Annotated in this window: 18 protein-coding genes; 11 read left to right on the forward strand and 7 right to left on the reverse strand. The window is 41.9% G+C overall.

Features of this window, described 5'->3' with window-relative positions:
* Positions 1-126 precede the first annotated feature (126 nt).
* Together AC19MX_RS12590 and AC19MX_RS12595 are read right to left on the reverse strand one after the other, a co-directional pair.
* Positions 127-2214, reverse strand: a complete 2088-nt coding sequence (locus tag AC19MX_RS12590; protein WP_498298582.1) for a sensor histidine kinase — start codon at positions 2212-2214, stop codon at positions 127-129.
* A 53-nt stretch (positions 2215-2267) separates the two neighbouring features.
* Positions 2268-3659, reverse strand: coding sequence for a sigma-54-dependent transcriptional regulator (locus AC19MX_RS12595; protein WP_498298451.1), 1392 nt, complete (start codon positions 3657-3659; stop codon positions 2268-2270).
* 259 nt (positions 3660-3918) lie between these two features.
* Between AC19MX_RS12595 and AC19MX_RS12600 the strand changes: the two genes are divergently transcribed.
* The 7 genes from AC19MX_RS12600 (at position 3919) to mutM (ending at position 10202) form a co-directional block, all read left to right on the forward strand.
* Positions 3919-4743 (forward strand): ABC transporter substrate-binding protein, encoded by an 825-nt coding sequence (locus AC19MX_RS12600; protein WP_432402311.1) that lies wholly within the window; start codon positions 3919-3921, stop codon positions 4741-4743.
* The gene (locus AC19MX_RS12605) at positions 4740-5447 is read left to right on the forward strand and encodes an ABC transporter permease (protein ID WP_432402309.1); all 708 of its coding nucleotides are present in this window, start codon (positions 4740-4742) and stop codon (positions 5445-5447) included. Before AC19MX_RS12600 ends, AC19MX_RS12605 begins: the two co-directional genes overlap by 4 nt.
* Position 5448: 1 nt before the next feature.
* Entirely contained in the window at positions 5449-6201 is a 753-nt protein-coding gene (locus AC19MX_RS12610; RefSeq protein ID WP_498298453.1) for an energy-coupling factor ABC transporter ATP-binding protein, read from the forward strand.
* Positions 6185-6775 (forward strand): molybdenum cofactor guanylyltransferase MobA, encoded by a 591-nt coding sequence (gene mobA / locus AC19MX_RS12615; RefSeq protein ID WP_432402305.1) that lies wholly within the window; start codon positions 6185-6187, stop codon positions 6773-6775. The genes AC19MX_RS12610 and mobA overlap by 17 nt, the downstream gene beginning before the upstream one ends.
* An 18-nt stretch (positions 6776-6793) precedes the next feature.
* Positions 6794-8608: a bifunctional molybdopterin-guanine dinucleotide biosynthesis adaptor protein MobB/molybdopterin molybdotransferase MoeA gene (locus tag AC19MX_RS12620; protein WP_498298455.1), complete on the forward strand. Its 1815-nt coding sequence runs from the start codon at positions 6794-6796 to the stop codon at positions 8606-8608.
* Between the two features lie 310 nt (positions 8609-8918).
* Positions 8919-9377, forward strand: a complete 459-nt coding sequence (locus AC19MX_RS12625) for a hypothetical protein (protein WP_498298457.1) — start codon at positions 8919-8921, stop codon at positions 9375-9377.
* A gap of 9 nt (positions 9378-9386) precedes the next feature.
* Complete coding sequence (mutM, locus tag AC19MX_RS12630) at positions 9387-10202, forward strand: bifunctional DNA-formamidopyrimidine glycosylase/DNA-(apurinic or apyrimidinic site) lyase (protein WP_498298458.1); 816 nt, start codon at positions 9387-9389, stop codon at positions 10200-10202.
* A gap of 362 nt (positions 10203-10564) precedes the next feature.
* Here mutM and AC19MX_RS12635 read toward each other — a convergent pair whose 3' ends face one another.
* Positions 10565-12043 (reverse strand): capsule assembly Wzi family protein, encoded by a 1479-nt coding sequence (locus AC19MX_RS12635; RefSeq protein ID WP_498298460.1) that lies wholly within the window; start codon positions 12041-12043, stop codon positions 10565-10567.
* Between the two features lie 8 nt (positions 12044-12051).
* Entirely contained in the window at positions 12052-12546 is a 495-nt protein-coding gene (gene coaD, locus AC19MX_RS12640; protein WP_432402413.1) for a pantetheine-phosphate adenylyltransferase, read from the reverse strand.
* Between the two features lie 246 nt (positions 12547-12792).
* Here coaD and AC19MX_RS12645 point away from each other — a divergent pair, with 246 nt between their 5' ends.
* The 4 genes from AC19MX_RS12645 (at position 12793) to AC19MX_RS12660 (ending at position 16884) form a co-directional block, all read left to right on the forward strand.
* Positions 12793-13101 carry a hypothetical protein gene (locus tag AC19MX_RS12645; protein WP_432402295.1) on the forward strand — a complete coding sequence of 103 codons (309 nt, stop codon included), beginning with the start codon at positions 12793-12795 and terminating at the stop codon, positions 13099-13101.
* Positions 13102-13193: 92 nt separating this feature from the next.
* The gene (locus AC19MX_RS12650; RefSeq protein ID WP_498298461.1) at positions 13194-13913 is read left to right on the forward strand and encodes a YjbF family lipoprotein; all 720 of its coding nucleotides are present in this window, start codon (positions 13194-13196) and stop codon (positions 13911-13913) included.
* Entirely contained in the window at positions 13910-14692 is a 783-nt protein-coding gene (locus AC19MX_RS12655; protein WP_498298463.1) for a capsule biosynthesis GfcC family protein, read from the forward strand. Before AC19MX_RS12650 ends, AC19MX_RS12655 begins: the two co-directional genes overlap by 4 nt.
* 2 nt (positions 14693-14694) lie before the next feature.
* Positions 14695-16884 carry a YjbH domain-containing protein gene (locus AC19MX_RS12660; protein WP_498298465.1) on the forward strand — a complete coding sequence of 730 codons (2190 nt, stop codon included), beginning with the start codon at positions 14695-14697 and terminating at the stop codon, positions 16882-16884.
* A gap of 546 nt (positions 16885-17430) precedes the next feature.
* On the opposite strand, the gene AC19MX_RS12665 is transcribed toward AC19MX_RS12660, so the two are convergent.
* From AC19MX_RS12665 to AC19MX_RS12675, 3 genes are all read right to left on the reverse strand, one after another.
* The gene (locus AC19MX_RS12665; protein WP_432402287.1) at positions 17431-18591 is read right to left on the reverse strand and encodes a capsular polysaccharide export protein, LipB/KpsS family; all 1161 of its coding nucleotides are present in this window, start codon (positions 18589-18591) and stop codon (positions 17431-17433) included.
* 260 nt (positions 18592-18851) lie between these two features.
* Positions 18852-19910: a CDP-glycerol glycerophosphotransferase family protein gene (locus AC19MX_RS12670; RefSeq protein WP_432402285.1), complete on the reverse strand. Its 1059-nt coding sequence runs from the start codon at positions 19908-19910 to the stop codon at positions 18852-18854.
* A 127-nt stretch (positions 19911-20037) separates the two neighbouring features.
* Positions 20038-21081, reverse strand: a complete 1044-nt coding sequence (locus AC19MX_RS12675; RefSeq protein WP_498298467.1) for a glycosyltransferase family 9 protein — start codon at positions 21079-21081, stop codon at positions 20038-20040.
* Positions 21082-21145: the final 64 nt, after the last annotated feature.

Raw genomic sequence — 21145 nt, forward strand, 5'->3', positions numbered from 1 at the left:
TTTACTCAATAGAGACTTCATCACCTTTAAACAGTCTACTGAGTTCGCAAGCACGACATTGCTCACACACTCTTTGTGGCCGGGAATTATTCCCGGCTTTTTTTTGCCTGTTTTTTAGCATTTATATTATATTTTATCGCCAAACTGTAAACCATCGTATGGTCCAAGTTGTTGATCATCTTTTGCTTTATGATACAAACCAATCGTAAAGACGGTACCGACATCAAGTGTTGATTTAACTTCAATGGTACCGCCAAGACGTTTAATAATGCCATAACTTAATGATAAACCTAAGCCTGTACCGTCTTTACGGGTGGTATAAAATGGATCGAATATGCGGCTTAAATCCTCTTTCGAAATACCAACGCCCTCATCTTCAACTTCAATTTTCACCCCAATACTCTGGCCATCCTCAATCCAATCATACGCTCTCACCCAAATGCGACCATTAACCTTAATAGCGTGGGCCGCATTAACCATTAAATTGATCAACACTTGCAATAGTTGTGGTCGATTAACCTCTACCAGTGTGCTGGCGGTTAATTCTTTCACCAGTTCCACTTTTTGCTGCTCAATGGAGTGACGTGCCAATAACAGCACTTCTTCTACAATAGGCGTAATCGCTTGAGACTCTATTGGTGCATTAAATTCCCCTGGGCGACTGTATTGTAATAAGCTGCGGATAATCGTGGTGATGCGTCCTACCTGCTGAATAACTAACTCAATTTCTTCTTCGACGACTTTTGCACCATCGCCAAGCTCATATTTTAATAGCTCCATATTGCCCAAAATCACCGCGGTGGGATTATTGATTTCATGAGCGATGCCGGCAATCAACTCACCTAATGCGCTGAGTTTTTCATTGGTAACCAATTGCTGGCGAGTGGCATGTAATAAGGCGACGTTTCGTTCAAGCTCTTCTGTTTTATCCTGTAAGCTGCGAGTTCGTTGTTCAACTTTGATTTCGAGTTGCTCTGCTGCAGCTTGAATTTGTGTATTGCGTCGCTGTAATTGGTCGAGCATACGATCAAACTGCTCTGCTAATTGTGCTAATTCGTTATCGCTGGTTAAGTCCAGTTTACCAATGCGGATATTGCGCCCCGATTGCACAGCGGTCACAACCTGGTGAATATATTCAATGGGCTGCAATAAACTATTTGCGCCGCGATACACCAAAAAGCCAGACAGAAATAACACGATCACCAAAATGGTGCCGAGCTCAATAATGTTTAATAAGTAGTTATGTAAAAATGGCGCTTCAGAAAATCCGGCGTAAACCATGCCGACACGTTTACCGCGAATATCATACAAGGGTGAATAGCCCGATATATACCATTCGTTCAATACAAAGGCTCGGTTAATCCAGTTTTCGCCTTCGATTAACACTTGCTGATACACTTCGTCTGATACTAAAGTGCCAATGGCTCTATTTTGTTTGCTCAGATCACTTGGAAACTGTTCGAAAGGCACATTGGTACTAATACGGATATTATCTAAAAATAGTGTCACGGTGCCAATTGAGCGCTCAGGTAACGTCCCCTCACCATAAACCAAGTCCCGAATATGGTCGACAATCAACGTGTTACGATTAAGCAGCACACCACCATCAATATACCAAAACACATTACCAGACCGGTCGGCTACAGGCATTAGTGTGCGACTTAATAACCCGCGACTTTCCGATTTTTTAGGCGGTTCTGCCGCATGCCTAGTGGCAACAAGCTCAATTTCAGCTTGCTCTGCAAGGGCCAAATTGATCCGCGCGAGTCGAGTGCCGGGCAAAACCATTAGTCCTGATATTGCATGCTGTTGTGTTTGGTGCAGCATTATCCGTAAATCAGGATCGGCGGCGGCATCTGCAAGACTAATGAGACGTAAAAAGTCTAAGCCTAGCGTTTGTTGTTGCTGGGCCAATAAGATATTGAGTGCATTAATCGCGGCAGCATTAGGTTGAGAGTCACTGTGATTAAGCAACTGAAAAGCATGTTGAAAATCCCACGATCCGCTAATGGTACTAAGCTGATGTTGTTGTCGCTGCTGCACCTGTTCCAATGTATTCTCGGCTACAACGAGATCGGCTTTCACCTTCATAAACAATTGGTTGCCTGTATATATCACGTTCCAATAAATCGTGATAAAAACTAAGCTCACCAGGGTTAATAAGATCGGCAATAAGGTTAGAAATAAAATGCGATAGCGCACCTTTGACTGCATCTGTAGCCAACTAATGCCAAATACTCGAGTGAATAAACCCGATTTATTAACCACTACGGCGTTACTCCATCACAGTCATCGTCGTGATGAGCCCACTCTTTGTATTTACGGTCGAGAGTTTTACGTGACACCCCTAAATCTCGTGCTGCTGCTGACTTATTACCATTATGGGCATCAACGACCTGGGTAACATGTTGCTTTTCGACTTCTTTTAGAGGCCAATCAAGTGGGTAACCCATAGCTTCAGGTATCACAGTCACAACAGGCTTCTTCCAATATTCTGCGGGGGGTTTTCCCAATAAAATGCAACGTTCAATCATATTGCGTAACTCACGGATATTACCTGGCCAATCATATTGCTGAAGAACCTGCAGGTCTTCATGACTCCAAATAATATCTTTGATGCCCAGTTCTTGTGATAGCTGTAAGGTAAAGAAATGCGTTAATTCAACAACATCTTCAGGGCGAGAGCGCAAAGAAGGGATCACAATATTGAGTACATTTAGACGGTAAAATAAGTCTCGACGAAAACGTCCCGCTTCGACTTCATCAATCAATAAACGATTGGTTGCGGCAACCACTCGCACATCAATATCGATTTCTTTTTCACTGCCCACGGGTCTAATCGATCGCTCTTCGAGCACACGCAATAATGCAGTTTGCATGTTCATTGGCATTTCGCCAATTTCATCTAAAAAAATGGTCCCGCCAGAGGCATAACTAAACAGGCCTTCACGATTGCCTTTGGCACCCGTAAATGCTCCTGCTGTATGGCCAAATAACTCACTGGCCAATAATTCTGGTGCGATAGCGCCACAGTTAACAGGCACAAAAGCACCACTGCGGCCACTGAGTTGATGTAATTGCCTTGCAACGAGCTCTTTACCCGTGCCAGATTCTCCTTCAATCAATACCACTGCATTGGTGGGAGCAATACGTTCAATGACCTGTTTAACATCACGGATAGCTTCGCTGTTACCAATAATAGTTGATGACTGCCCATGGGCCAATTCGCGCCTTAGCATAAAGTTTTCGCGTTTTAACAAGCGTTTTTCAATGCAGCGATCAACTGCGGTCATCATTTGTTCAAGGTGAAATGGCTTCATAATAAAGTCAGAAGCACCTGCCCGTAACGCTTTAATCGCCACATCCATATCGGCATAACCCGTCATAAAAATAATGTCCGATTGTCTCTCGCGATCGTTTAATGCTTCATGCCACTCAATGCCAGAACGATCAGGGAGTCTAATGTCGACAATGAGTAAATCAAAATGACCTTGGCTACGGAGCGTTTCTGCTTGAGCGATGGTGGATGCGGTTTCAACTAGGGCGAATTTTTTGGCTAAGGCTTTCATCAAAAAACTGCGCATGCCTGGCTCGTCATCTACGATTAATACCGACATTGTGGTTTGGGCTGCAGGGGTAATCTGTTCGTCTGGACTCATAAATGGACTCTTATTAGGACATTTTGACACGCTTTGAACTTACTCTACCATTGAATCGAAATGACAGGGTCACTATGAACCACAGAAAAGTGATCGTGGGACAATTTGTCTATCATAATTACTTCAAGCTTGGGATCAAGTTCACAATTTCGATTTCAGGCGTGAACTGTATTTGCATTAAAATCATTTGGCATTTAACTTGCTTATGGCTTTGGTAATTAAGAAAAAAATCTGGTCATTAATACTACAAGGAATGGAAATGTTAAAACTTAAAGCAAGTGTCAGCATGTTATTAGCCGCAGCGGTTTTTAGTGGCGCAATGTTCAGCCCAATCGCGTTAGCAGGTGAAGTGATTAAACTCGCCACAACAACCAGTACTGAAAACTCTGGCTTATTAGGGGCTATTTTACCTAAGTTTGAAGCTGAATCTGGCTACAGCGTACAAGTTATTGCGACAGGGACAGGTCAGGCATTAAAGCTAGGCAGCCAGGGTGATGTTGATGTAGTAATGACCCACGCGCCAGAAGCTGAAGCTAAATTTGTTGCCGATGGTTATGGTGTTGAGCCCCGCGGTATTATGGAAAACGATTTTATTATTCTTGGGCCTAAAGATGATCCCGCAGCGGCAAAATCAAGCAAAGATGCAACGGAAGCATTTAGTAAAATTGCGGCTAAACCAAGTCAGTTTATCTCTCGTGGGGATAACTCAGGCACCCACATGAAGGAGCTTGAAATTTGGCAAGCTGCTGGCGTAACACCTGACTTTGCCGGTTATACTTCAGTAGGCCAAGGCATGGGTAAAACCTTGTTAATGGCAAATGAATTACAAGCTTATACGTTAGCAGACCGTGGTACTTTTATTGCTTATAAAGCTAAACTTGATTTAACCATTAGTTTTGAAGGCGGCGCAGCATTAGCCAACCCTTACCAAGTCATATTAATTAACGCAGAAAAGTATCCAGATCTTAATCATAAAGGTGCAAAAGCGTTCAGTGATTGGCTAATTAGCCCAGCGACACAAACTATGATTAATGAATTCACAGTGCAAGGAGAGCAATTGTTCAAGGCAACATATAAAAAATGAGTGACGGCTGGTTAGCCCTATTGCAGCAAGCATTTAGCTTGCTGCTCTCTTTTGACCCAGATGTTTGGGCGATTATTAATATCTCTTTTTCGGTGTCCTTTGCGGCGCTGCTGATCACGATTATTCCATCGATTATCTTAGGGTTTATTCTGGCATTCAGCCATTTTCGTGGCCGCTGGGTGGTAACCAACCTCATTCAAACTTTGCAATCGATTCCAACGGTTGTCATTGGGCTATTGGTTTATTTATTGCTGACTCGCCAAGGGGTGCTAGGTGATTTAAAGTGGTTGTTTACCCAACAAGGTATGATTTTAGGACAAATGTTAATTTGCGCACCGGTGATGGTTGCACTTTCACAGGCGGCGTTTTCGAGCGTAGATCGTCGCGCCTGGGAAACATCACGTACGCTAGGTGCATCATGGTTACGCGCGGTATGGACATTATGTCGAGAACTGCGAGTACCACTGCTTTTGGCCATTATTGCCGCCTTTAGTCGCATTCTTACTGAGGTTGGCTGTTCAATGATGGTGGGAGGGAACATTATGAATGTCACACGCAATATTCCTACCGCTATCGCACTGGAGACCAGTAAGGGTGATTTTGCTCAAGCCATTGCATTAGGATTAGTATTATTAATTTTAGCCTTGGTACTAAACTTCATCTTAGGTTCATTGCGAGGTAAAGCCCTCCCAAGGAGTCATTAAGATGGCCTTATTAAATAGCTTATCCACCAGCAATCCGGTACAGATCCATGCTCAGAATGTGCTGATGAAGTTTCAAAAAAACACCTTGTTTAGCGTGGATAAACTGAATTTTAAACAAGGCGATGTGATCTATTTGCAGGGCGATAATGGCTCTGGAAAATCAACCCTAATGAAAATTCTTGCGGGCTTGATTAAGCCAACCGAAGGCGTGGTTTTGGGACATGGCTTTACGCCTAAACCCTGGTGGCAGGCAGACAGCTTATTAGGCAAAGCGGTGTATTTACATCAACACCCTTATTTGTTTGATGGGTCAGTAAAATACAATTTAACTTATGCACTAAATCAGTTGAAATTAACGCCAAGCGAGCGTAGCAGCAGAATTAAGCAAGCCATTAGTATGGCTCAACTGGACGACTTATTAACTCACCATGCCAGTGATTTATCTGGCGGCGAACGCCAACGACTTGCGATTGCCAGAGCGTGGATTACCCAACCCAAACTACTTATGCTCGATGAACCCATCTCCAATATGGACAAACATTCGCAACGTTTAGTGCTGGCGATGATAAATCAATTAAAACAAGACGGCACAGGCCTGTTAATCAGTAGCCACCAAACTTGCGGCCTCACAGCCCTATGCCAACAGCATTGGCATATTAAGCAACGTACCATTCATACCAGCATGCATGTTCCTACAGCAGAGACAGTGCATCAGACTAATACAACGGAATTACATTATGGCACCACAAATTGACGCAGTAATTTTAGCGGGCGGCATGGCAAGACGAATGGGCGGTAACGATAAAGGCTTAGTCGATCTTAACGGCCAAGCAATGATTTGCCATACTATTGACAAGCTCAGCAATCAGGTTGATCGCATTATGATTAATGCCAACCGCAACCAAACTCAATATGAACAATGGGGTTATCGCGTTTTTAGTGATCAAGACAGTGGCTACCTAGGTCCATTAGCTGGCATGGTCACGGCGTTAAAACAAACTCAAGCAGAGTATTTATTGGTGGTGCCTTGTGATTGCCCGATGCTACCAGACGATTTAGCATCGCGATTATTAGCCGCTCTTATCAAGCAAAATGCCGATATTGCTGTTGCGAGCGATGGTGAACGTGAACAGCCGGTCGTGCTCTTGCTTAAACCCTATTTAGCCGAGTCTATGCAGGCGTTTTTGGATGCCGGTGAGCGCAAAATTGATTTTTGGTATCGCCAACATCAAGTGGCAGTAGAGAGCTTTGCCGATCAGCCCAATGCTTTTGTTAACGTCAATACACCAGAACAAAAACAGCAACTCGCCCAGCAAATTGCCAAGTAATTTATTAAGAGGTCCACGATGACTGTAGTCTTTAGTAATCCATTACCTATTCCCGTTTTAGGGTTTTGTGCATACAGCGGCACCGGTAAAACAACCCTGTTAACCCAGCTTATTCCTGAACTCAATCAACGCGGTATTCGTTTAGCCGTTATCAAACATGCACATCATAATTTTGATGTTGATATTCCCGGTAAAGACAGCTTTGAGATGCGAAAAGCGGGTGCCAAACAAGTATTGGTCGCCTCTCATGTGCGCTGGGCATTAATGACTGAAGATCCTGTCGAGGACGATCCTCAACTACAACATTTGCTGCGCCAAATTGAAGCTGACAAAGTCGATATTGTATTAGTCGAAGGCTTTAAAAAATTAGCATTACCCAAAATTGAATTACACCGTGCTGCTCACAATAAACCATTTATTCATGTGCATGACGAAAATATTGTCGCTATCGCTTGCTGCGAAGACACCCAGGTGCCAGACACCTTGACGCGATTAGATTTAAACAATGTGCAGCAAATTGCTGATTTTGTTCAGCACTACCAACAACATTGGCAGGCTCCTCCCGTTAAATTACCCATTTGTTTTGACGCCGAAGCGTTACGAGACCAACCAGAGTCTGAATATGGTATTAGCGTCTCGCAAGGTATTAGTAAAGTATTAAGCCAAGTGAAAGTGACTAGCCAAACAGAACTGGTTGATCTTATTGATATTGATAACCGCATTCTTGCTCACGACATTATTTCAGAAATTAATGTGCCGCAGCAAACCAACTCAGCCATGGACGGCTATGCTTTTGCATTTGACAGTGTGTCGACTGCGCCGCTTAAGATTGTGGCAGAAGTGCTTGCTGGGCGTAACTACCCAAATTTCCTCCATGCTGGTGAAGCGGTACGCATTATGACTGGAGCAACCGTGCCACAAGGTGCTGACACCATTCAAGCTCGCGAGTTAGCCGAAGAAAACGGCCAAAAGGTCACCTTGCTTGAGACTGAATACATCGTCAAAGGCCAGCATGTAAGACTTGCCGGTGAAGACATTGCCCAAGGTGAAGTGGCACTATCTGCAGGTTGCAGATTAGGCGCTGCAGAACTGGGCTTAATGGCATCATTGGGTTTTAATCGTTTGCCTCTTTTTAAGCGGCCCGTGATTGCGGTGTTCTCAACAGGTGATGAAGTGAGTCAACCCGGTGATGAGCTAAAGCCCAACTGTATTTTTGATGCTAATCGCTACACCATTTTGTCGATGGCGAAGAAACTCGGTTGTCAGGTGATTGACCTTGGGATTATCGACGATAACGAACAAACCCTAACCAACACATTACGCGACGCCGCGACAAAAGCGGATATTGTCATTAGCTCAGGCGGTGTGTCAGTAGGCAATGCTGATTACATCAAAATGGCACTTGCCAATGTTGGCAACACCCATTTTTGGCGCATCAATATGCGCCCAGGTCGCCCCTTAGCGGTAGGTAAAATCAATCAAAGTCTATTTTTTGGTTTACCGGGCAACCCCGTTGCAGTAATGGTGTCTTTTATGCAATTTGTCCAACCTGCTATTCGTAAATTAGCCGGTGAAAATAATTGGCAACCTCAGTTTATTCCTGCCATTGCAGACCACGCTTTACGCAGTAAAACAGGCAGAACGGAGTTTTTACGTGGCGTTTATAGTATCGGCAGTGATGGACAAATACATGTCAGTACCACTGGTGCACAGGGCTCAGGAATGTTGAATTCAATGGTGAATGCCAATTGCCTTATTGTCATCGCCGACGACACTGCAACTATTCCTGCCGGTGATAGCGTATTTATTCAGCCTTTTGCCGACTTGCTTTAAATATGATTCATTTTAAATAATTTGAATTAAGAAAACAGCATCTCGACAATCACGATCCGCGAATGATTGTCGAGGCGCTTAATTGTTTAACGTTCATATTATTGCCTCGATGACCTAATCTGCCATCTCTCGGCCCACGCTGTTGCTATCTGTATTCTCGGGTAATCTACATCCCGACCTCTTTCGTATTGTTATACCAACCATGTTGATTAATCCGCTTAAGCCTTACATCGTTAGATTCGTTTTTTATCGCGTGGGTGATAAACTAAAAAATCAGCATACCGCTGCATCTAATGAAAAGGACTCTTTTATGGCGCTTTCTCGAAAAAATTGGAATTACATTATTATCGGTGCCAGTGTCTTTATGATCGCGGTGTTATCATTTATTGATGACAAAACCGCTAATCTTCCCGATGACGCTGTGGCGCTGTTCGACCCGCAACTGCCGTTAGTGCAACTACATCTCGATGACAAATGGCTAAGTAAAAAAGAAGATAAGTGGTGGTGTCATGAGCAGGTCCTTAACTGTCAACAATGGGCCCAAGCGTGGCAAAATATTAGTGTGTCGCCGTTAACTGCTCAACCAGAGCATGGCACCAATGAACAAACGCTGACTATCGCGATAAGTAATATTCACACCGCACAGCAATGGCGTTATTTCCCCGACGATGGCTTATTGCAGTCATCAAATAAAAATTGGTACAAAATACCACCAAGCTTACGCGCTGATTTACAGCCAGTGCTTGCTGAAATGCCTCAATCAAAATAATGAGTTTTTATGCCTGAATTACCAGAAGTTGAAGTCACCCGCCAGGGGATCAGCCCGTTCCTTATTGAACAAACTGTCAGTGAATTGATTGTGCGTAATGGATCACTACGCTGGCCGGTACCTGATGTTGCGCAAAACATTGTTGGTCAACGCATTAACAACGTTCGTCGTCGTGCTAAATATTTATTAATCGATACCAATGCAGGCATGACCATCGTCCACTTAGGCATGTCAGGGAGTTTGCGTATTTTACCGCGTAACACGCCTGCTGAAAAACACGACCATATTGACTTAGTGTTAGAAAATGGCCGCATGCTACGTTTTAATGACCCTAGGCGTTTTGGCGCCTGGTTATGGTACGAATTACCCGAAGAAGCCCACCCATTATTGTCAAAACTGGGCCCAGAACCATTAAGTTCAGACTTTACCCCGCAGCAGTTACAAGCCGCATTAAAAGACAAAAAGAAAGCCATTAAACAGTGCTTAATGGATAATCACATTGTGGTGGGCGCTGGGAATATCTATGCCAACGAAGCCTTGTTTGCCGCGGGTATCCACCCTCAAGCCGAAGCGGGCAGCATTGATATTGAACGATTAACGGTGCTAGTCAGTGAAGTGAAACAAATTTTAGCCCATGCTATAAAGCAAGGTGGTACCACCCTAAAAGACTTTACTAACGCTGATGGAAAACCAGGTTACTTTGCGCAAAAACTACATGTCTATGGCCGCGGCGGCGAAACCTGCACCCATTGCGGTAATTTATTGAGTGAAATCAAACTAGGCCAACGCACCACAGTATTTTGCGGCATCTGCCAGCAGCGATAACGCGACAATCCAAGGAACTTATTTTAATACCATTCCGCGTTAGTAAGTGATCTCTCAGCGAGAATTTAAAAGGGCTTAAACAAGGCGAATGACTGAATGAATAGTTATTCTCTTTCGAAGTCATGCAACGCAGTGTAAGCCCTTTTAAAACTCGCCTGAAAGGAATGCCCCAGCGGCTTTTGCTTTGCGTTCTCGCTATTTGAAAGGGAACAACCATGACTACATAGCGACGCCTTAATCAAAAACCGCTGGACGCATTCTGAGTGGTCAATTATTAATGCGGAATGGTATAAATATGAAAAGGGAGCCAAATTGGCTCCCTAGTGCATGCTGCTATTTAACCTGATTTGATGAGGTTCAATTTAAAATCGATACTCAAAAGTAGAAAACACTGTCGCCTGCGTATCGTCATCTTGTACTTCAAACTCAGAGTTAGCTACGCTGCCACCCAAGGTCAACATGCCATTAAACACAGGCATACGATAAGACAACTCAAGCATCAATAAATCTTCTTTTAATGGCTGTGGAGCCCATACACTAGCGCGATTAACACCATCTTTATTAAGTTGAGCATATCGCAGTAAAGAGGTAAAACCATGACTATTTTCAAACTGCCCTATAAGCCCAAATACATAGGTTTGTGCATCACTTTCATAGGTACTGCCATAGGTACGACCATAATAACGTGAACCACTTTGGTACGTTGAGTGTTCATAAAAACAGTTATATTCAGATCCCGCATCACAATTGACCATAGTGTCGGAATATTCAAAAAACACTTTATATTGCTGTTTTGAAAAATTAAATCGCGAGTCGACACCAAACATCTGTCCGCAATCAGACATACTCGAAGCGTTTGAAGCATTTTCGCAGGTTTGCTCTACATATAAACCGACAGGAATACCAAACCAGTCATCGCTATAACGCACATCAAAGCCTGTCATTTGATTGGTATTACTGTTGCAATCAGTGGAATTACATTCTAGTGGGTCAGTAATAGCATCAAAAGCACTGTCCACATCGCACTCTTGCCCTTCACCGCAAAACATCGCGGTCCACGATACACCGACTTCAAGCTGCTTTAATGGCTTTATCGCACTGCGAAATGACCATAGTAACGCATTGGGTGCATCGCGTTCTTGTTCTGTGAGACTCACCCCAGCGGTCAGCGTCCAAGCACCTAACCAAGAAAGCAAAGGTGTTTCAAATGCTTGAGGATTATTACGACTTATCATCAACGAAGACATTGGCCTTGCATTAGTCGACATGTGTAAAGAAGAGTCAAACCCTGGGCCCCACCACTGCGCAACAGTACCAAATGTGGTCACCCAATTACCTAAAATTACCGCGATATAGTTATCGTCAAAACGAAAGTCTTTATCGTCATTCGGATGGTAATTTGCTGACGCTGATAGTTTATAAGCAAGATTTTGGCCCAAATACTCATGCGAGCCTTGTATTTGGCCTTTTTCTCGATAATCAGAACCAAAATGCTGAAAACGAGCCGCATCAGTTGCCGCAGCTACTTTGACACGCGTATTGCCTCGATTATTCACTGCTGCTTGATAGTAAAAATTAACCCGAGCGTAAGCATCAATTAATGCTTTACTCAATAACGATGGCTCAGCTCGCGCTAAATCAACCCCAATACCAGACCACATTAATGGGTATGTATTAATAGGAGACGTTATTACCCCGGCATCTGCAAGCGCTTGTATATCTGCACGTAAGTAAATATCACTGGTATCGACCCAGGGTGCCGCTTGCGCTACAGAGCATAATAAAGCCGAGCTTAACCCCAATGAAATCGCTAACTTACTCAAGTAAAATCCCTTTAACATCAATCGAGTTATCCTTTCTTTGTTGCATTGATTTTTTGCTTCAATGCTGCGGCAACGTGTGGGTGAACAAATTGGCTCACATCGCCGCCATGAAGAGCAACCTCTTTAACCAAAGTAGACGATATAAACGAATTCTCTTCTGCTGGGGTTAAAAAAACACTTTCGAGATCGGGGCTTAAACGGCGATTCATATTGGCTAACTGAAATTCGTATTCAAAATCAGATACTGCACGTAATCCACGCACTAATACACTTGCATGCTGCTCTTTAGCAAAATCAACCAGAAGCCCAGTAAACCCAACGACTTCAACATTATCTAAATGAGCAGTGACAAGGTTGACCTGAGCAACGCGTTCCTCAAGCGTAAAACGCGGTTGTTTAGACGGGTTTGAGGCAATACCAATAATAACGTGCTTAAATAAACGCGCTGCACGCTCAATTAAATCTGCATGACCATTAGTCACAGGATCAAATGTACCTGGGTAAATTGCTCTTCTATGCATCATTCAACGCCATAATGTGGGTGTTAGGGTTGCTGATATTTTAACAGCTCATGCCAGCCCAACACACGTGTAATTGATAATTAATTAAACTGTTTTTGTAAAAAAACTGAAAATCGTGTAAATTAGCAACTCGATCAAGCTGAATATTTATTAAGCATTTGTGTCGAATTATATATGGAAGTGAATCGATTATATGCTAATCTTCCATTTAGGTGTGTTTGAATAATTTACGGGAATACTTTGAATATGAAAAAATCAGCTATCGCGTTAACTACTGCTTTATTAATGATCGGTTCAGCTTATGCAGCAGAACCTACTGATACAACTACAACGTCTACAACTGGTAGTGCTACTGGCGGTGCTACTGGTGGTGCAATTGGTGGTGTTACTGCTGGTGTTGCAGCTGTAGCTGGATCAGTTATTGTGGCAGTTGCTACAACAGCTGCAAACGACAGCAACTCTGAAGACGGTTCAGGTACAGGTACTGGTACTGGTACTACTACAACTAGTACAGGTACTGGCACAGGCACTACTACGACTTCAGTAACAAACTAATTCGTAAGCCTGTTAAAAAAGCACATTTTCTAATGTGCTTTTTTATTTTCTTTTTTTTGTCATAAAGCCAAAGCTTAAGGAACTGAGCTCGTATGCATTCCATTTTTCAAAAAAAAAGTCTACTCCCTTTGCTTTTCTTCTTCATCTTAACAGGCTGTAGCAACACCTTCGTACAGATTGGTGGCATGCTTAAAGAAAGCGTCGTAGGTTTCCCTGATGATAATGTCACTGTTGCCGAAATAGAACAAAGTCCTTATGCCAGCATCCACGTCAGAATCAATAACACAAATAGATCATATATCGTACTTGCATATGCTGAAGCCCCACAAACACTGCCATTAACCCGCATTGATTCTAAAAATATTGAGCTTAAATGGCTCTCAGCTGACAAAGGTTTGTTAGTGACGCGTAATGGTCGTTTATTGAAATCGATAAATTTATTTGTTGGTAATCGCCTTAACATTAACAGCGAACAAACTGATCCTGTCGCTTTAGGCTTGCATCTAAGTAGTACACCAATGCAATGGAAAAGTACGGTAGATTGGCAACCTGGTTATCATATCAATTATCAACAGCACTCCACCTTTAGTTTTGTTAGTGATGAAACACTCACTATCAATGATAAAGCCGTAACGCTTAAAAAATTCAATGAGCATGTTGTCGTCGCTAAACTCGATATCGAATATGACAACCAATTTTGGGTTGATGAATCGACGGGCAAAGTGATCAAAAGTTATCAAAAAATTGCCCCTAACTTACCCTACATAGAAATGACTCTTCTGAAGCCTTATGGATTTGAGGACGTGAAATGAAGCCGCTAATTCAATTGTGTTCAGCTTTAATGCTATTAATTTGTAATTTACCACTTAGTTATGCCGAAACTGAAGTCACTGTTACTCAATCGGTATACAGTAATTCAACCGCATCATTAACATATGTTAGCCCACCACGCTTAGTACAAGTCATTCAAGATAGCTTATCAAATACTAACCTTTCTTCTGAACAATCGAATCCTTTACCCATTTATTGGTTAGGAGCAGGCTTGTATGATTTCAGTACAGAAGCGGCTTTTTTTAGACAGCGACAATTGGTGCTTGATTCCCTTAAAACACAATATAGCGATATGGGTAAGCCTGATCATATTCAGGCGTTAAAAACACTATCTAGATGGATCGAAAAAAATCAGTTTCTTCAACGTGAGTTTATTCCACTTGATTATGATGTGATTCGATTAAAAGAAGAGTTAAACCCACTCTTGCAGGGAAAATACTTACTCACGCTTCCAAGTAAACCTCAAGATGTGATGGTCTTAGGCGCCGTGACTCAAAATGGCTCGCAACCCTTCGTAGTGAGACAAAATGCTTCTCAATATATTGAGAATGCGATGCCATTAAATGCATCACAAAATAGCTTTGCCTGGCTGATTCAGCCAGATGGGCAAATAGAAAAATATCCTATTGCTTATTGGAACCAACAACATATTGATATTGCACCTGGGGCGATTATCTATCTTGATTTTGACGGTGTTAGGGATAACGAGCCAGAGTTAAACCAACAAATTCTTGAACTTATAAGACATTGGATACGTTAACCATGAAGCAAGCAAAACAATCTGTCTTTTCTGTTTTAGCCATTTCATTCATGGTAAGCGGGATAACTACTAGTACCATAGCGCACAGCGATGAACTATCAACGCCAAAACTGACACCTTCACAATATGATTTCGGGGGCGTGGGCCTCATTCAAATGCCGACGGGTAGAATGGCAGCTGAAGGCGAGTTTAGTGTCAGCGGAACCTTTAACGAAGATTATTATCACGGTGCATTATCACTGCAGTTATTTCCCTGGTTAGAAACCACTATCCGCTATACCCAAGTCCCCGATGTACTCTACAGCAATGATCCTGAATTTAGCGGTGATACCTATTACACCGACAAAGGCATTGATGTAAAACTGCGCTTATTAGAAGAAAGCTACTGGATACCTGAAACGTCTATCGGCGTTCGTGACATCGGCGGTACCGGTTTATTTGATAGCGAATATATTGCTATGACTAAAGGCTTTGGCCCTTTTGATGCGACTGTAGGCTTCGGTTGGGGTTATATCGGCAACCGAGGTAATGTCACTGATACCAACAAACAATCATCGGTAGATTGCAATCGAAATACAGGCTACAAGGGTAAAGGTGGCAATGTTGACTTTGAACGTTGGTTTAAAGGCTGTAGTGCCATTTTTGCCGGTATTGAGTATCAAACACCCTGGGATCCATTGCGTCTAAAAGTGGAATATGATGGTAATGATTACAAGTCTGATTTTGCTGCATTACGCACGGGTAATGAACTAACACAAGACAGTCCTATCAACTATGGGATGCTATACCGTGTCAGTAATTGGGGCGATTTTAAACTCAGTTATGAGCGTGGCAATACCTGGACGCTCGGTTTTAGTCTGGCGACTAACTTTAATACCTTAAAATCAAACTGGCGCGACACCCCAAAGCAACCGATTGAAGAGAAGCCCGATTTAGCCGACCGCAAAGTCAATTTACCGGAGCTTAACAAGCAATTAGCCTTTGATGCAGGCTACAAAGGCGCCAAAATCTACATCAAAAATGATGAGGTTACCGTTGTTGCGACGCAAACGAAATACCGTGATAGAAAATATGCTCACGATCATGCAGGGCGAATTTTAGTTAATCATTTCCCACAAGCAAAAACCTTCAAAATAATTGAAGTTGCGGGGCATTTACCAACCACTGAAACCCACATTGATGCAAAACAGTTTACCAATGCGGTACAACATAACTACATCAATGCAAAAGTAACAGACAGTACAACAGTTGTAGAACCGACATTACCCACTGAAACACCTGATTGGGACACGCCTAACCAGTGGAATTATGGTTTTGCACCAAAGATAGTTCAATCTTTTGGTGGTTCGGAAAACTTTTACTTATTTAATGTTGGCATCAATGGCGGCGCGAGTCGCTGGCTGACTGAGAATATTGAAGTTAGTAGTTCAGTCTACATCAACCTGTTTGATAACTACGATCAGTTTAAATATCAAACACCACCTGATGGTACAGATCTTAAACGAGTTAGAACGCTAGTAAGACAGTATGTTTCTGATACACCGGTACGTGTTGATAACTTGCAGTTAACCTGGCTCGATAAACTCAGTGAAAATATCTACGCGCAAGCTTATGTGGGCTATCTCGAAATGATGTTTGGTGGTGTGGGTGGTGAAGTACTCTATCGCCCAATGAACGGCGAATGGGCTTTTGGTGTTGACGCAAACTACGTCAAACAACGCGACCCTGACAATGTATTTGGTTTTTTTAATAAAGAAATAAACTTTGATGCTGAATCTGGGAGTGAGTATCGAGCTCAAACCGGTACGTTTACCGGCCACGCCAGTGTTTATTATCAACCAAGCTGGTTCGATGATGTGTTGCTTAAAGTCAGTTACGGTCAGTATTTAGCGGAAGATCGTGGTGTGACTGTCGATTTCTCTAAACAATTCGATAGCGGCGTAATCGTGGGTGCATTTGCATCTAAAACGAACTTGTCTGCCGATCAATTTGGCGAAGGTAGCTTTACTAAAGGATTCTATATTTCAGTTCCTTTCGATGCGATTTTACCTACACCAGTATCAAATCGTGGCAGCCTAGCGTGGCAACCATTAACCCGAGATGGCGGTCAGAAACTGGGGCGAAAATTTGAGCTTTATGGTGGCACAGATGCCAGAGCGCCTTGGTTGAATAAACCAAGTACCGTGAAATAACCTACGTTTACACTTCATAATAAAAAGGCAGAACTTTTACGTTCTGCCTTTTTTATATCTTTTCTGAATCATCGTTTATTGGCAATAATACCAATCAGGATAAATAAGTGATCAGAGATTTCGCAGGAAAAACCGCTTAGAATAATGCAGAAACCTCAGTGAGTTAGCCGTTCTACCTTCAAAATTTCTAACGACGTTATAAGCGATTTTAACCAGTAAGAATGATCACATTTTTGTGCTGATTGGTATAACTAGGACTTATCGTATTTCTCATATAATCCACGATTCTCTCCGATGCCAAGCCGTCAGTAGGCGCACTTTATGAGTCACAAAAAATCCGCTGGTAACCTTTGGTAGCAAAATAACCAGATAGAAACGAGGTGACCAAGCATTAAGTGTATAAGGATAAATTATCACAACGACAAAAATTACAAACGCTTAGTATGAGTATTAACGTCTAGACAGTTACACAAAATTAGTTACAGTCTCTAATTACAGGCTCACAAGCTCCCGCACTACGGTGCTCTAGCTAACCAAAACTACTATTCAAAAAATATCTTGATATTTAGCAAATTCATCACTACCAGTAAAACGAGCTTCAATTGCTTTAATATGCTTGTCTTCAGTATGTTTCCAAACCCCAGGAATAGAATATACATGCTCAATAAACTTAAAAAACTTACTACGCAGTTGCAAATTCGGTTCCCAGCCTTGTATTACAGCTTTAATATTTTCACTTAGCTGCTCAGGGTTATTTGCATTCTTAACTAGACCTTCTATGTTGTAACAGGCTTGTCCTAGTGTTAAAACAGACTTACTAAGCAATAGAGCTTCTAAACCTACTGTTGAGTTGATAGTAACCACGGCCTCAGCACATTGAATTAAATCGCAGGTTTTATTTCCATTGGCAAATGTCGCAATTGAATCTTTATTATAAAGATGGGAGTAATGTTTGTGCCATGACGGGTGTTCTTTGAACACCACTTTTAAAGAAGGATCATTCAAGCTTTTAACAGCTTTAAGCACTTCATCATAAAACATTTCCATTGAGTCTATCCAAGGAGAAAAACTTGCTATTTGCGTATCGTGAGGCACCTGAAAAGGCGCAAAAATATAACGTTCTGGTATTTTTGTTGAATCAAACGCACAACGTTTTTTATGGTCTTCTCTTGGGATGATTTCAGGCTCAGAAAACTCTAAAAGATTTTGCGGATCAAAATTAAGATAAAAAGATGGATCACGACTCAACGACGCATTAAAATTAATACCACGAGGGTCTAAGCTACTCGTGCCTGGCAACAATCCATTTTCGTAATAAAACTGCTTTATTCCTAATGATTTTGCAACCATAGCGACAGTGATATTAGGCAGCTTATTACCATTCCAAATTACAATACACTCGGGCTTAACTTCATTTAATAGAGCTAAATACTTGGCATACCTTAGACGTTCAATTAAAACCAGCAAAAAACGATACGCTGCACTAACAGCAGCATTCGCCCAAATAGGACTGCGTGCTCTTTTACGTATTAACTGCGATTTTACAACACCATCAAAATCAACATTAAAGGCATTCTTCAAATAGTTAACTGCGGTAAATTTAGGCAACCCCATTATATGTAATTGGCAATCCATTGACACTTTTTTGATAATTTTTTTATAGTATTTTGCATGAACATTTTTGCGGGATATGAATAAATAAGCCATATAAGTTGTGTTTACCCATTGTTGTTTTTATATAATAATGTTGTTTTTATATAATAATATTATGTGGACAAAGGTATAAAAGCAAGGTTCAAAAAACGTTCACGACCTCATCCTGATATAATGTCAATCACGCTATGTATCAAAACTAAAACGAAAAATCACATCTAAAACTGATAAATAATAAACTAAAAATTATATTAAGATGATAGAACACCACAAATTATGGCATTCTATCAATTCGATTAAAGTAAACTACTCTATTATAACTTCCAATAACCTAATATTTTTCTCATCTTTAGGTTCCTGATGATATTTAATGGCTTACGCTTTAATCCCGCTAAACCATTGTCGATTAACTTATCTGTTTCAGCCAATACTCGCTCACTAGAGCGACCATCACGATTTGGGTGTATACGATCGCAATATCGTTGAATTTCTTCAAGTAGTTCTGGTGGCTTACTCAAAGCGTTTTCAATAGCGGGCTCTAGTTCATCAACATCACTCACGTTCAGAAGATGTGGCCAATTAGTCTTATTATTAAAAGTAACCACAGGCTTGCCTTGCAGAAGAAACATAATAAGCACTGAAGATGTATCACATAACATAACATCAGCTTCTTTTAACAGAGGCAGCACATTGTCAGTTTCAATAAAGGATAAATTATCACTCTCTAACAGCTTGTACTTGTTAACAATCTCTTGGTTCATTTTAGGATGAAACTGAACGATCCACCTCCAGCGCCCATCTTGAGCCATCTGTTTCACTTTGTCGAAAACAATAGGTGCACATGTAAATCGTGGTGAAAAAGTCGAGCAGAAAAGAATTACCGGTCGCTCATCATTTTTGATCAGCACTGAGGTGTCTGTATCATTTTCAAATAATGGATCGAGCGTTGGCCAACCCGTTTCGACGACATTAAAAGTACCATGTTTATTAGCTAATATTTCAAATGGCAATGTAGAGTCAGGGCCTTGAGTACAATATAGATCAAAACAATTACGAATATTAAAATGATCACTTCGCCCTAAACTATCAACTTTTCCAGAATCAAAACCATGAAACACTCCAACTTTTACCCCTGGAATAAAACTAGGTACCACATTGCCCGGCACAAATACCGCATGCGGCTGCCATTGAATCGTATCTTCTATCGTCAATAATCGATGCTCTGTAGGTTTAAGAAACTTGTCAGCAACTTGATCTCCCATTAGAAACCATCTCACCTCATCCCCACGCGCTAAAATGATCTTTTGCAATGGTCTTAATATCGCGTAAGAATAATTTTGTGAAATGTAGAATAAATAGCGTTTCTTACTCATATAAACTGTTTCCCTTCCACAATACTTAAGCACGATACGCAGAGTATGTTGGTTTTTTAATAAAAATGAATATCACAGCAAAGCAAATGTAACTCTATCAACCGTTACCTTGACTGAGTGTTAATCGCTAACTCATGCCATGATCAGCCATGAGTTTTTTCATGTTTTTTATCACATCATCAGCCTCTATCATCGCCATTAAATGCTCACCCTTTGCGCGAGTTCCCCATTTTACCTCGGCAGAAAACTGCTTTGCGATAACTTGTGGGTAAACACTCACAGTATATTGACGAAAATGATAAGGCCCCGTTCGTCCGGGGTTAGAATGAGCATATAAGCCTATTACAGGAGTACCTTGAGTCACCGCCATATGCAATGGTCCGGTATCTGGCGCTAGTACCAAGCTTGCTTGTTTTAACACGGCTAATAATTGGGTTAAGGTTGTTTTGCCCACTTGATTGTCGAAAGCGTGCTGACTATGCGACTGAATAACATCAGCGAGGTTTTTCTCTAACACAGTGGGACCACCGCATAACATGACTTTGAACCCTTGCGATATGGCATAATCAGCGGCGGCAGCATAACGCTCTGGTAACCAGTTGCGCTCTGCTTTACTGGCGGCGGCGCAAATCACCAATACTTTGTCACCACCAATCAGCTGGGCAGCAAAATCACTATCACTTTGCGGTACAGGAATATTCCAGCTTGGGGTTAAGTCTGTCACACCAATAGCCTTAGCAAAGCCCATAAAACCATCTAATACATGTGGTTCAGCGATAGGCTCAACAGCATGGTTGGTCACTAACCATTGGCCTTCTTTAGCCCGCGCTTTATCAAATCCGACCCGAATACGCGCCTTAATCATCAATGACGCTATTGTCGCCCGCAATGCCACTTGCATATGCAACAGCACATCAAATTGTTGGCCTTTTAAATCACTGCGTAGCTGTGCATAACTGCGCCAACCTTTGGATTTATCGAAAATAACAAACTCGATACCCGGTAAATGCTTAAGTAATTGATACTCAACTTTGCCGATCACCCATGTGATAGCTAAATCTGGATAATGCTTTTGAATTGCTTGAACCATCGCCACGGCATGACACACATCGCCTATAGCAGACAAACGCAGTAAACATAATGAACGTATCGAACTAAAGTCAGCTTTCATTGAATATCCAATATGCGTCAGTGAAAAAGATGGAAGGAATGCAAGTGAGTGATCTTAAGGTATA

Source organism: Shewanella sp. MF05956 (assembly GCF_059758055.1).